Raw genomic sequence first — 13,101 nt, 5'->3', positions numbered from 1 at the left:
CGCTACAGCAACCAGTCGGCGTCACGCGCGATCTTGATGGCGTCCACCCGGTTCCGGGCGTTGAGCTTGGTCACCGCGGTGGTGAGGTAATTGCGGACGGTGCCGAGGGAGAGTTGGAGATGTCCGGCTATTTCGACAGGCTCCAGGCCGTCCGCCGCCAGTCGCAGGACCTCGGTCTCGCGGGTGGTCAGCGGGCTCTCCGTACTGTTCCACGCGGAGAGGGCGAGCTGGGAGTCGATCACCCGTTTCCCGGCGGCCACGTTCCTTACGGCGGCGGCCAGTTCCTGGGGAGGCGCGTCCTTGAGCAGGAAGCCGGACACCTGCGCGGCGAGTGCCCTGCGCAGTGCCCCGGGACGGCCGAGGCTGGTGAGGATCAGCGCGCGGCACTCCGGGAGCTGCTTGCGCAGCCGCTCGGCGGCGGTCAGCCCGTCGATGCCGGGGAGGTCGACGTCGATGACGGCGACGTCCGGCTTGTGCAGGAGGGCGCCGTCGAGGATCTCGTCGCCGCGCTCGACCTCGCAGACGACCTCAAGGTCGTCCTCCAGGTTCAGCAGGGCGACCAGGGCGCCGCGCACCATGTTCATGTCTTCGGCCAGCAGGATGCGGATCGTCATGATGAAGGTTCTCCCGGGTCAGGCGGCGTGGTCCTGGGCGCCGAACTCGGCGTCGTCGGGGTCGGCGAATCTGCGTGGTGGTCGCGCCGGTGCTTCCGCGACCAGTTCGAAGGTGCCGCCCGGGCCGCGGGTGATCGTCAGCACGCCGGAGGCGGACTGCAACCGCTCCCGCAGATTGCCCAGACCACTGCCGCTGTGGGGTGACACATCTCGGTACGAGGGATCCACACCGTCGTTGGACACGGACAGCCGCACCCGGTCGCCGTCCTGGGTCGCCGCCATGGCGCAGGTACCGGCCCGCGAATGCCGCAGCAGATTGGTCACGGCCTCGCGCAGTACGGCGGCCAGTACGGAGTCGACCCGCTGGTCGAGCGTGCCCAGCCGGATGTCCACCCGTACCTTGACGTCCGCGGCCTCCAGCAGGGACTGGGCCGAACGCATCTCCTGCTCCAGGGACATGCTGCGCAGGCCGCTGGAGACCACGCGCACATCGGCCAGCGACTGGCGGGAGATGATGAGTACGTCGCTGACCTCCTCAAGGGCGCGCCGCGGATTGGAGGGGATCAGGCGGTGGATCAGCTCGCCCTTCAGCGTGATGGCCGAAAGGCTGTAGCCCAGCAGGTCGTGGAGGTCGCGGGCGAAGCGCAGCCGTTCCTTGGCCACCGCCAGGCCCGCGAGCTGGCTGCGGGTGTCGTGCAGTGCCTGGATGAGCGCCGCCATGCGGGACAGTCCGTAGACCACCAGGCCGGTCAGCAGGGTCGACTGCGCCAGGTAGACGGTCTCCTGGACGGAGAGGTTGTCCAGGGTCGGCGGGATCAGCATGCTCAGTCCGACCAGGCCGTACGCCGGCCAGGCCCACCGGCTCGGCAACAGGAGCAGCAGCGAGCCCGCCAGGAAACCGGCCATGGCGCCCCACTGCGAGTGGAAGGCCGCGATCGGCAGATAGGTCAACAGCGTCTGGGCTCCGAGCGTCAGGCTCCGCTGAAGGACGGGAGCCCTGCGCACGGCGGCGCTCGAATGCCTCAGCTGGAGAACGAAGATGAGGACCAGGCAGCCGAGTGAGGTCAGTAACGAAGTGGTGGGAAGGTCGGTACCCACCAGGTTGATGACCGTGACGCCCAGGTAGCTGATCAGCGCGACCGTGAGGATGATGCGGGCCAGCCGGGGTGCCGGAAGCTCCGCGACGTCGGGCGGCTCGCTCGCGGCTCTGCCCGGTGTGGCCGCCGGCTGAAGGGGATCGATCTCGTCATGACGTGGCATGGTTGTGTGTGTGCGTAGCCTTATCTGTCTCGTCATCGAACTTGAGTACGTTTCCAGAGAGCATAAAGGGCTAGACGAACAGCGGAACCGGGTTTAGCCGTTCGTACTCCGTCGGGCTCGAAAGGTGCCCCAGCGCCACAGGGGCGTCGAAGAGCCGGCCGGGCGCGAACCGGGGCCAGAAGTGCCGCATCCCCGGCACCATCACCTTGACTACCGGAAGTTCCAGGTCAGGCCTGGTCTGGTCCAGGACCAGCAGCTCCATTCCGCGCGACCGGACTGCCTCGGTGATCAGGTCGACGTCCTCCCGCAGATCGGTGGTCGGGGTGTACGTCCAGTCCGCCGGACGGCTGGGGCGGGATCCGTCGGGCCTCAGATACGGCTGATTCGCGGCGGTGGCACGCAGCCACCAGTCCAGCGGCTCGGGGTCGTCGACCCGGTAGCCGGTGCCCTCTGCGGTGACCTCGCCGACCAGCGGCAGCAGTTGGCCCATTTCGGTCAGCGCGCGGCGCAGCGCGAGCCGCGGGTCGAAGTGCGCGCCGAAGCCGAACACGATGTCCTCGGCCGGTTTGTCGGTGCGCCGGGAGAGCGCCGCGACCACCGGGATGCCGAAGTCGGAAGTGAGGTCCAGGGCCCACACCTCGCGGCGGACCGAGCGGTAGCCGTCACGGAGCCGGTCGATGTACGGCTCCGCGAAGGCGTCGAGGTCGATGGCGGGCCGCCGGGTCCGGTTGTACCACCACTGGGCCACCGCGTCCCGCTCGACCAGTTCCAAGAAGCCCTGGACCAGGGCGTCCTCGGGGCTGGATCCGGCCGCGTTGCCGTTGGAGTCGGCGAACAGGCCGTCGGGCGAGGGCTCTTCGCTGAAGTACAGCAGGGCGGTGGGCACCAGGCGCCGGACGCCCTCGGTGAGCGACCAGACCGGGGTCCAGTCGGTGGGCCGGTTCTCGTCGAAGCGCGGCGGCACGTACTGGAGCCGGTCGCCCCGCGCGTTTATCTCGTTCCGCTCGTCGAACTGCCGCTCGGAGTACAGCTGGCTCGCGTTCGGGTGCAGCGCCTGCGCGCCCAGCGCACGGTAGGTGTCGCGGATGACGGACTCGTCACCATGCCGGGTGCCGCTGAAACGCTCCACCGCCTCGCCCAGGGCACTGGTCCGGGCCTCTTCCTCGCTGAGGCCCTTGCCACCGCTGAGCGAGCGCAGTCCGGCTCGGAGCCCGGCCAGGGTGGGGCTCCGCATGGCGAGATTCTCGCCGGCCACGAAGGCGTCGACGAAGTCCGGGCTGCCCGGGGCCCGCCGGATCTCCCGGACGATCCCGGTGACCGGGTCGACCAGCGGGCCGTACCGGCGCAGCATCTCGGCCGGGGTGAGAGCCCGGTGGCCGTTGAGGCCGAGCACGGTCTTGGGACGCGAGCGCGGTACGAACGGCCGGCCGGCCCGCATCGCCACCAGGCCGGGGTCCCCGCAGGCCGGGCACTGGGGCAGCCGCGCGACCGGGTGCGCGGCGGCGCCCAGCCGGAGGGTGTCCAGTATGTTCACGGAGTTCTGGGTGTCGTTGCGCACGCCCGCCAGCCACTTGGCGGCTTCGAGCACGGCCAGTTGCACGGTCAGGGACCGGCCTGCCGGGAGGGTGGCCGCAGGGCGCGGCGGCGGTCCGGACAGGCCGAGGTTCCGCCGAAGCGGCTCCTCGGAGTGCCGGTGGCCGCGCAGCCGGGTGGCCAGACAGTGCCAGCACGGGCCGTTGCCGGGCTGGAAGACCGGGCCGATCCAGGCCGCGGTGGAGCCGAGCCCGGCCAGCAGCCAGGGCCGCCCGGCCGTACGGTGCTCGGCGTCGATCTCGTGCAGTTGCGGGGAGAGGTAGTCCTCGCACAGGACGAGGGTCAGGTCCGCCTCCCCGCCGGGTGCGGTGAGGGCGAGCCCCGAGGAACGGCAGGCGTCCAGGAGCTCATTCCGGTCCATGCCGGGTGGCGTGACCACGCGCAGGGTGCGCTGTGCCAGTTCGCCGGGGACCCGGCCGCCGTCGAGGCCGGCCAGGTCCCAGTACGCCTCGGCCGCAAGGTCGGGGCGGGAACCGTCGGATGCCCCGGCTGCGCCGGCCGGGCGCAGCCGGAGCAGCCCGGAGGCGTCGAGGGCGCGCAGGGACGCGTGCACCTCTGCCGGGGTCAGCGACGGGGCCGCCCCGCGTACGACGGCTGCCGGACTGCGGCTGCCGTCCAGCAACGGGACGAGGACCTCCGCGGGTGGGCCGTGCAGTGCCGTGACGCCGCGATGGGAGACGAGGTAGGCGGCCTCCCCGGGAACGAGGGTCGCGTGCAGGTGGCTCTTGAAGCCGAGCCGCGTCCCGTCATCCCCTCCGGACGACACGGTGTGTTCTGCGTCCCGCTGAGTCATGGGGCCCCCGTCCGGATCTCTACTCGAACCGTATGGAAGCCGCCGCGACGGCCGTGGCGGCAGGGGCGGCCACGACGCAGATGGAGAGCATCGCGGCGCCCGTCTCCGAGGACCCGTCGAGGTCCTCGATGATCAGACCGCGTGCCGAGGCGTGCATGGTGTCCGTGGCAGTCTGCTCACCGAATCGGCTGCATGAGTTGACAGAGTTGGTCATGGTGGTTCGATCCCCCCCAGGGATGGTTGTCGAGTGATTCTCAAGCAGCTCTGCACGGCCTCAGCACCTTACAGGCAGTGCCGCAATCGCCGTGAAGAGACGAACGTGTCATGAATTGAGCGGAGTCTATGAATCCGCGTCAAAAGCGCCGTGTGGAACCGGCGTCATGATCAAATCGAATTGGGCCGATGTCAGGACTTCGGCGACCGTGGCGCCGATCTCCTCGCTGTGTCCGGCGTTCTCGCCGGGACAGCCGAGGACCACCAGAAGGGCCTCGTGCGTGTCCGCCGCGAGCTGGTGGGCGGCTGCGTCGCAGTCCCGCTTTCCCAGCCAGGCGAGCGGATCCACGGCCCGGCCGTCACGCGTCAGGCCGTATACGAGGTCACCGGCGGGAATGGGCCGGGACTTGCTGGAGAAGGCGGGGACGATTCGCTCGTCCCCCGTGGCGCGGGTGAGCAGCAGGTCCTGCCCGTCCCCTGCAGGAGGGGCCTTGTGCAGCCCGACTCCGCCTCCGTGACGCAGGGTTGCGACGGTCACCGCATCCACGACCGCGCCATGGGATCTCCAGCCACGAGCGGTCACGAGTTCCCGCAGCCGTTCGCCGGCGGGCACCACCGAGGGGTGCCCCAACTCGGCCAGAAGTTTTCGGTATCCGTCCGGGAACGGTCGGTCGGGGTCGTGGTGGGAGAGCGCTTCGGTGGCGGTCAGCCCCTCCGCCGACAGCAGCGGCTGGCCGGCGGTCAGCCGCCAGACACGTGGATGGTGAAGGCCGAGCGCGTGAATGTGCGGGGTCGTTCTGACAAACACGTTTTGCCCTCCTTCAGAGGGCGTTAAGTCCCGTTCCTGATGGTGTGGTGTCACCCGTTCGTGGGTGATGGGACAGTTCCGCCCTCGCGTCATGTCGTGTGCATGATGGGGTCGCGGGCATGGAACGGATGCCGTACTCGACTGACTTGTCCGACGGGCAATGGGCGTTGATCGAGCCGCTGGTCACCGCGTGGAAGCAGGAGCGGGTGGCGCGGTCGGCGACCGGGGACCCGGGCTCCTGTGACCTGCGCGAGGTCGTGAACGCGCTGCTCTACCAGAACCGGACGGGTTGTCAGTGGCGGCTCCTGCCGCACGACCTCCCGGCCTGGTCGGCGGTGTTCTACTACTTCACCCTGTGGCGCCAGGATGGCCTTGACCAGCGGATCCAGGAGATCCTGCGCTGCCAGGTGCGGGAGCGGTCCAGACGATTAGAGGACCCGTCCCTGGTGATCATCGACACCCAGTCCGTCCGCGTGGCGGCCGGGGTGCCGAGGGAGACGACGGGATTGGACGCGAACAAGAAGACGCCCGGCAGGAAGCGGGGACTCGCCGTGGACGTGCTGGGCCTGATCATCGGTGTGGTGATTTTCGCCGCGAGCGCGCACGACAACGAGGCCGGCATCGCCCTGCTGGACCAGGCAGCCGAACGATGCGGGATGCGCCTGGAAAAAGTCCTCGTCGACCAGGGCTTCAAAGACGCCGTGATCATCCACGGGGCGGTGAAGGACATCACCGTCGAGGTGGTCCGACGCAACCCCGACGACAAGGGCAAAGGCTTCGTCCCGCAACCGAAGCGGTGGGTGGTCGAGCAGGTCAACGGCACCCTCATGCTGCACCGGCGCCTGGCCCGCGACTACGATCACCGGCCCGACAACGCGGCCTCCCGCGTCTACTGGGCCTCCACCGCCGGCATGCTCCGGCGCCTCACCGTCCCGAGCCCCGTCTGGCGGGACGAGATCGAGCTGGCCGCGTGAACATCAGCGAACTCCTGCGGCTGCTGCAGACCGAACACGACGAGACCGCCGCACGAGCCGACAACCTACGCGAGCAGATCGAGCGGCTCACCACCGCCCTCGCCGAGACCGAAGCCCGCGTGGCCGAGCTCGCCGCCACCCGCAAGGTCATCGACGGCCTCATCCCTCCCGACCACGCAGCGGCCCCCGCGGAAACCGCCACCGCCACCGTCTACCAGCGCATCGTGACCACATTCAACGAGCACCCCGGGAAGGTGTTCCGCGTCCGCGATCTGCACGAGCACCTCGGCCTGCCCACCGACGAGCCCTCGATCAACGTCACCCGCTCCCGCCTGGGCCGACTCGTCCGCCAGGGACTCCTCGAACAACCCGGACGCGGCCGCTACCAGAAACGGACTTAACACCCTCTCAGTTCCGCGCGAAAAAGTGCAGCAGTTCGGCGTTCACGCGGTCCGGGCGCTCCATGTAGCCGTAATGACCGGCATTCTCGATCTCGACGTACCGGGCACCCGGGATGGTGTCGGCGACTTCCCGGCTCAGATGCGGAGGGAGAACCAGGTCGTCGGCGAAGCCGATCACCAGGCAGCGCGCCCGGATCGCCTGATAGGCACGCAGCCGGTCCGGCGCCATCCCGATGCTGAGCTGAGCCCGGTATCCGGGTGCCGCGGAGACCGGCGACACCTCGAACAGGTCGAGCCAGTCCTGGATCTCCTTGTCCTCGTTGAGCGTCGCCGGGGAGAGGAACTCCATCGCCCGTACGGTCGCGGTGTAGCGCGCCGGAAGGGTGACCCCGCTGTCGTGCAACTCCCGCTCGGCGAGGTCGCGGAACCGGCGCATCGCGTCCTTGCGGCCCCGGGTCGCGAGCAGCGCCGCCGCCGTCACCAGGTCCGGGCGCGCCAGGCACAGCTCCTGGGTGATGTGCGCGCCGAGCGAGGTGCCGACGAACCGGCAGGGGCCCAGGCCGAGGTGTTCGACCAGGCCTGCGGTGTCCGCGACCAGCTCCTCGATGGTGATCCCGTCGGTGCAGGCGTCGGTGGGCGGGACACCCCGGTTGTTGAAGGTGACCACCTGGTAGCCCGCCGCCACGAGCGCCGGTACCTGGTGCAGATGCCAGACGCGGCCGCTCGCCCCGGTGCCCATGACCATCACCACCGGCTCACCGCGGCCGGTGACTTCATAGCCGAGGCTGATTCCGTTGATTGTGCTGACCGGCACGGTCACGCCCTCCTCTGCGCCGTGGAACCGGGTGGCTCCGGCTCGGCAACGTAATCGGCCGGGTACGGGAGGGACCACGTGTTTTGGTCGTGCCTTAAATCGTTGCGCCGCCCGGACCGGAGGGGTCACGATCGGCGCGACCGAAGGGGAGACTCATGGACAATCCGTTCGACGACGACAACGGCACGTTCTACGTTCTGGTGAACGACGAGAACCAGCATTCGCTCTGGCCCGTCTTCGCCGAAGTTCCGGACGGCTGGACCATCGTGTTCGGCGAGGAGAGCCGCCAGGCCTGTCTGGACTACGTGGAGAAGAACTGGACCGACATGCGGCCGGCCAGCCTCATCAGCGCGATGGAACAGGCCGCCGCCTGACCGCCCGACCCCACGGGCATGCTCACACCCCCCACAGCGACAGGGCGGGTGCCCCGGAGAAATCCGGAGCACCCGCCCTGTCGTCGTCGTGAACACCCTGTCGGACACGGCTCCCGTACGCGGCTCCCGTACGTGGAGTCAGCCGCGTCGGCGCCCGCCGTCGGCCGCGGATGCGTCCGGACACCCGCATCCGCGGTCCGGACGCATCCGCGGTCGGCTATTCACCCGTGTACACCGCGTCGATCGGGCGGGTACGCAGGGCCGAGCGCGTGGACAGGGCGATGGAGAGCCAGCCGAGCACGGCGATGAAGGCCCCTACTCCCGCCCAGACCAGCGGGTCCACGTGCGGCATGGCCTGGCCGGTCATGGCCAGACTGCTGCCGATCGTGGGCGGGACGGCGATGAGGACGCCGACGACGATCGCCGTGACCACCACGACCCAGGACTCCAGGAACATCATCCGCAGGGTCTGTCGCCGACTGGTCCCGATCAGGCGAAGCATGGCGAACTCGCGGCTGCGCGCCATGGTCGCGATCACCAGGGTGTTCACCACGGCGATCAGTACATAGAGCAGCAGCAGGGAGTTGGCGATCAGATTGGTCCACGACTGCTGGGCGAACTGGCCCTGCTGGACCGCCGCGAACTCGTCCGGCTGCTGCACCTTCAGGGTCGGAGTGCGCTGGGCGAGCTCGGCCAGGGCCTTCCCCACCCGGTCGCGGTCGCCGGTGTCCGACGCCGTCACCAGCAGGGCCGCATCGAGCCGGTCGGTGGTGTGCGCCGTCAGCATGCCGTGCGGGAGGGTGACGTCGCCGAAGCCGAGTCCGTTGCCGTAGACGGCCACCACCTTGAGCTTCTTCCTGACGCCGTCGCCGAGGTTGACGTCGGCAGTGTCGCCGATGCCGAGCCCCGCGGTGTCGGCGGCCATCCAGCTGAGCGCCACGGTGTCGCCGGTCAACGCGTCCAGGCTTCCCTCGCGCACATCCAGGTCGAGGGTGCGGCCGATGCCGCGCGGGTCGATGCCCTCGGCGCTGAAGGGACGGGCAGCCATCTTGTCCACCTCCAGGTAGTTGAGCATCACCTGGGAGCGGGCCACGGGGGTGGCCGTGGCGACGCCCGGAACCGCCCTTACGGAATCGGCCAGTTCGGTCGAGAGCCCGGTGGAGTCACTGGTCAGCACGTAGTCCGCGACGACGCCGGTCGCGGCTTGCTTCGCGGCGGTCGCCTCGACCGTGGAGAGGGTGGAGAGCTGCATCAGGGCCATGGCCGCGCCGAGCGCGAGCGGGACGACGGCGCTGCTGAGCCGACGCGAGTTGGCACTGGTGTTGGCGACCGCCAGATAGCCGCTGATCCGGAAACTGCGCAGCAGCGGTGCCATCATCGCTGCCGTGATCTTCACGAGCTGGGGGCCGATCAGCGCGCAGCCGAACATCAGGATGAGCAGTGAGCCGGCCGCACCGGCGATCGCCAGCTGACCGGGGATCACCGCAGGCAGCACGACGGCCGCCGCGAGACCGAGCACGATCAGCCCGCGGCCGACGTTCAGCCGGACCCGGCCCAGCCGCGGCGGCTCGGACTGCGACTCGCGCAGCGCCTCCACCGGCTGGATCCTGGCGGTGCGGAAGGCCGCGATGAAGCCGGCCAGCCGGGCGCCTAGCACGCACAGCACCACGGCCGCCCCGGCCGGAGCCGGATTGTACGAGAGCTCGAAGTCGCCCGGCAGCACTCCGACGGAGGCGAACGCGTCGCGCAGAGCGCCCGCGATCAGGAAGCCGGGTGCGGCGCCGAGCAGGGCACCGGCCGCCGCGACCATCAGGATCTCGCTGCCGATCAGTGAGTGGATCTGGCGGGGCGAGGCGGCGATGGCGCGCAGCATGGCCAGTTCGCGGCGACGCTGGTGGACGGCCAGGCCCAGTGTGGAGGAGACCACGAAGATCACCACGGCGAGAGCGGTGCCGCCGAAGGAGGCGGACAGCGCGACCAGGAAACCGCGCGACTGCCCCATGTCGAGGAACTCCAGGTCACCGACCTGCTTTCCGGTGTGGACGGCGACCGGCTCCCGGGAGCCCGCGAGCGCCTTCTCGATCCGGCCGGCCAGTGCGTCCGCGTCCGTACCCGGCTCGGCGAGCACGCCGATCGCGGTGAGCCGGTCCGGACGCTGAGAGAGCTGCGTTGCCCGCGCATCCGTCAAGAACACCGCCGACTGGCGGCTCAGGCCGGCCTTCGACGGCGCGGCCAGGCCGACGACCCGGTAGCTCGCCGGGGTGGTGCCGACCGACAGCCGTACGGTGTCACCGACCTTCACCCCGGCCTTGCCGGCCAGCGCGGTGTCCAGCACAGCCTCGCCCTCGCCGCGCGGCTCGGCTCCCTCGGCGAGGGTGAACGGGCCGAGTGCCGCGGAGGCCCAGCCGTGTCCGAACAGCGGGTGGTCGAGGGACAGGGTGCGGCCCTTGCGGTCGGCGATACTCATTCCGACCGTTCGGTCGCCGACGACCGCCCGTACGCCGGGCACCTCGGCGACCTCGGCGGTCAGCGAGGCCGGCAGGGTGACCCGCTCCGCGTAGTGCGGGTCGAAGTTCTGCGCGACCTCTCGGCTCTGGTTGCCGCCGATCATCACTGCGGCGCCCGCGTACCGCTCGGGCGAAACCCCGGACAGCAGACCGGACATGAGCAGGACGCCACAGGCGGTCACGACGGCGGAGCCGCAGAACACGGCGATGAACGCCGCGATGAACCCGCCCTTGCGCTTCTTGATGGTGCTCCACGCGATGTCGAACATTCTCGGCCGCCCTACCAGTTGCCCAAGTGGGTCATACGGTCGGCCACCTGGTCCGGCGTCGGCCGCGGTAATTGCCCCGCCAGCCGGCCGTCCGCCAGGAAGACCACGGAGTCGGCGTAGGACGCCGCCACCGGATCGTGCGTGACCATCAGCACCGTCTGGCCGGTCTCGTCGACGATCTGGCGGAACAGCCGCAGGACCTCCTGGCTGCTGCGGGTGTCCAGGGCGCCCGTCGGCTCATCGGCGAGCACCGCGTCGGGCCGGGTCAGCAGCGCACGGGCGATGGCCACGCGCTGCTGCTGGCCGCCGGAGAGCTGATTGGGGTACCGGTCCGCGTGCTCGCCCATGCCCACACGCCCCAGAATCTCCGCCAGCCAGGCCTCGTCGACCGGGGAGTTGGACAGTCGGGACACCAGGGTCACGTTCTGCTTCACCGTGAGGGCCGACATCAGGTTGTACGCCTGGAACACATAGCCGATCCGCGTGCGGCGGACCGCCGTGAGCGCGGACTCCTTCAGGCCGCCCAACTCGGTTTCGCCCAGATAGACACGGCCGGAAGTCGGTCGGTCGAGCCCGGCCAGGCAGTGCAGAAACGTGGACTTGCCCGAGCCGGACGGTCCCATGACGGCGGTGAACGTTCCGCGTGGGACCTCGAACGAGACGTCGTCCAGTGCGGTGACCGCGCCTGCACCATCGCCGTAGGCCTTGCTCACCGACTCCAGCCGCATCGCGGCCCCCGTTGCCTGGTCCGCGGTCGTCGCAGACCGGCGCCAAACCGATGTCATATTTCTCGCCCTCCCGTTCGTCAGCGGCATCAGACTATGGGAAGAGATGATGTGCGGCGAACCCCCTGAATCCCGTAATGAAGGTGGAGCCAGCTACACCATGGCCGGTTTTGCTCGGTCCGCTGTCCGATAACCTGCCCACCTGCCCGTTTAACTCCTGGCTTTAGCTCTTTGGTCCCTGCATAGAGGTGTCGCTAGCCTGGCGCTTATTCATTGACCTGGGTGGACCTGATGACGGAATCCGCTGAATTTCCCATGGAGCTGCCCGCGCACGGCGAAGTGGCCGGGCTGCTCGATACGCTCGCCCGCGAATACCTTGCACCCGGTGTGCAATTCGCTGTCTACGAGCGCGGAGTGATCTCCTCCTTCGAATACGGAGAAGAGACCTACGGGTCGGGCCGGCCGGTCACGGCCGACACCGTATTCCCGTGGGGCTCGGTGACGAAGTCCGCGACCGCACTGCTGCTGGCACAGCTCGTCAGCGACGGCGACCTGGAACTGGACGAGCCGGTAGGGCCGTTGCTGCCCGAACTGGCCGGGAGTCCCGACAGCCCGCTGTACACCGCGACCCCGCGCCGGCTGCTGAGCCACACGGCCGGCCTGCCGGACATGCCGCCCGTCGAGGACGACCTCGCACTGCGCGACTGTGTCGCCGCGTCGGCCGGCGCGCCCGCAGTGTGCGAGCCCGGCAAACACTTCTCGTACGCGAACCTCGGCTATGTACTGGCCGGCCGGATCCTCGAATCCGTGACCGGAGTGACCTGGTGGGAGGCGGTACGGGACTTCGTGCTGACCCCGCTCGGTGTCGAGCCCGGATTTCTCGGCGCCGCCGCGCCCGGACCGGTGGCCGGCCAGCACGCGGTGCATCTGCCGACCGGATCGGTGCAGCAGGTCGACGAGCCGGGCCTGCCCAAGGCACTGGTGCCCGCCGGAGCCCTGATGTCCAGCGCGACCGGACTGCTGCGCTACGCCGCCGTCCATCTCGCGCCCGGCGGCAGCACGGTGCTGGAGCCCGGACTGCTCGCCGAACTTCGCACCCCGGTACCCGGCTCGGCGGCGTTCGGACTGGCGGACGGCTGGGGCCTGGGCCTCGCCGTCCACACCGACGGTGCGGGCCGGCGCTGGCTGGGCCACGACGGCAACACCGGCGGGGCGAGCTGCGCCCTGCGCTTCGACCCCGGGCGGGGCATCGGGGTCGCCCTGATGACGAATGCCACCTCCGGCCGCCAGATGGGCCACGCCTTCTTCGACGCGCTCGCCGCGAAGGGCTTCGACGTCGGCCGGGCCGAGGCGCCCGACCTCGGCCGGCCGCTCTCCGGCTCCGCGCTGGACGCCGCCGCGGCCGAGGTGTGCGGGGAATACCGGTCCGGCACGGACCTCCTCACCGTCCGCCGGGCCGACCACGGGGAATTGCTGATGGACCGCGGCGGGCTGCGGCCGGCCCGGCTGGAACTCCATCAGGGCCTGGAATTCCGATTGAAGAGTGAATCCGTCGAGGCCGGACACGGCAGCGACGAATCCAAGGACCTGTACTGCTTCGTGCGGGATTCCCGTACAGGACAGGTCGGCGGAATGTATATGAGCGGTGGGCGGCTGCAGGTGCGGGAGGGAATCGGCCTCCTCGGCTGATTTCTCTTTCCGGAGCGCGAATTCCGTGTCCGGATCGCTTTTCTTTCGTCTGAATTTTTTGACTTCT

12 protein-coding genes are annotated in these 13,101 nt (G+C 69.7%); 4 read left to right on the top strand and 8 right to left on the bottom strand.

Features of this window, described 5'->3' with window-relative positions; genetic code table 11:
• Positions 1–2 precede the first annotated feature (2 nt).
• From OG842_RS09705 to OG842_RS09685, 5 genes are all read right to left on the bottom strand, one after another.
• A complete protein-coding gene (locus tag OG842_RS09705) occupies positions 3–614 on the bottom strand; it encodes a response regulator transcription factor (protein ID WP_266729237.1) in 612 nt (203 codons plus the stop codon).
• An 18-nt stretch (positions 615–632) separates the two neighbouring features.
• Positions 633–1,874, bottom strand: a complete 1,242-nt coding sequence (locus tag OG842_RS09700; RefSeq protein WP_124721048.1) for a sensor histidine kinase — start codon at positions 1,872–1,874, stop codon at positions 633–635.
• A gap of 70 nt (positions 1,875–1,944) precedes the next feature.
• A complete protein-coding gene (locus OG842_RS09695) occupies positions 1,945–4,260 on the bottom strand; it encodes a TOMM precursor leader peptide-binding protein (RefSeq protein ID WP_266729236.1) in 2,316 nt (771 codons plus the stop codon).
• 19 nt (positions 4,261–4,279) lie between these two features.
• Positions 4,280–4,474: a hypothetical protein gene (locus OG842_RS09690; protein WP_124721050.1), complete on the bottom strand. Its 195-nt coding sequence runs from the start codon at positions 4,472–4,474 to the stop codon at positions 4,280–4,282.
• A 126-nt stretch (positions 4,475–4,600) separates the two neighbouring features.
• Positions 4,601–5,281, bottom strand: a complete 681-nt coding sequence (locus OG842_RS09685; protein WP_266729235.1) for a hypothetical protein — start codon at positions 5,279–5,281, stop codon at positions 4,601–4,603.
• 119 nt (positions 5,282–5,400) lie between these two features.
• Between OG842_RS09685 and OG842_RS09680 the strand changes: the two genes are divergently transcribed.
• Together OG842_RS09680 and OG842_RS09675 are read left to right on the top strand one after the other, a co-directional pair.
• On the top strand, positions 5,401–6,255 hold the full coding sequence (locus OG842_RS09680) for an IS5 family transposase (RefSeq protein WP_266487638.1): 855 nt from the start codon (positions 5,401–5,403) through the stop codon (positions 6,253–6,255).
• The gene (locus OG842_RS09675; RefSeq protein ID WP_266487640.1) at positions 6,252–6,656 is read left to right on the top strand and encodes a type IV toxin-antitoxin system AbiEi family antitoxin domain-containing protein; all 405 of its coding nucleotides are present in this window, start codon (positions 6,252–6,254) and stop codon (positions 6,654–6,656) included. The genes OG842_RS09680 and OG842_RS09675 overlap by 4 nt, the downstream gene beginning before the upstream one ends.
• A 7-nt stretch (positions 6,657–6,663) precedes the next feature.
• Here OG842_RS09675 and OG842_RS09670 read toward each other — a convergent pair whose 3' ends face one another.
• On the bottom strand, positions 6,664–7,470 hold the full coding sequence (locus OG842_RS09670; RefSeq protein ID WP_266729234.1) for an alpha/beta fold hydrolase: 807 nt from the start codon (positions 7,468–7,470) through the stop codon (positions 6,664–6,666).
• A 155-nt stretch (positions 7,471–7,625) separates the two neighbouring features.
• Here OG842_RS09670 and OG842_RS09665 point away from each other — a divergent pair, with 155 nt between their 5' ends.
• A complete protein-coding gene (locus tag OG842_RS09665; protein WP_124721053.1) occupies positions 7,626–7,844 on the top strand; it encodes an MbtH family protein in 219 nt (72 codons plus the stop codon).
• Positions 7,845–8,061: 217 nt separating this feature from the next.
• Here OG842_RS09665 and OG842_RS09660 read toward each other — a convergent pair whose 3' ends face one another.
• Entirely contained in the window at positions 8,062–10,620 is a 2,559-nt protein-coding gene (locus tag OG842_RS09660; RefSeq protein ID WP_266729233.1) for an FtsX-like permease family protein, read from the bottom strand.
• Positions 10,621–10,631: 11 nt separating this feature from the next.
• On the bottom strand, positions 10,632–11,405 hold the full coding sequence (locus OG842_RS09655; protein WP_266729232.1) for an ABC transporter ATP-binding protein: 774 nt from the start codon (positions 11,403–11,405) through the stop codon (positions 10,632–10,634).
• A 231-nt stretch (positions 11,406–11,636) separates the two neighbouring features.
• Here OG842_RS09655 and OG842_RS09650 point away from each other — a divergent pair, with 231 nt between their 5' ends.
• Complete coding sequence (locus OG842_RS09650; RefSeq protein ID WP_266729231.1) at positions 11,637–13,034, top strand: serine hydrolase domain-containing protein; 1,398 nt, start codon at positions 11,637–11,639, stop codon at positions 13,032–13,034.
• Positions 13,035–13,101 lie beyond the last annotated feature (67 nt).

Source organism: Streptomyces sp. NBC_00376, from assembly GCF_036077095.1.
Lineage (GTDB): Bacteria > Actinomycetota > Actinomycetes > Streptomycetales > Streptomycetaceae > Streptomyces.
This window is presented reverse-complemented; position numbering and strand designations above follow the sequence as displayed.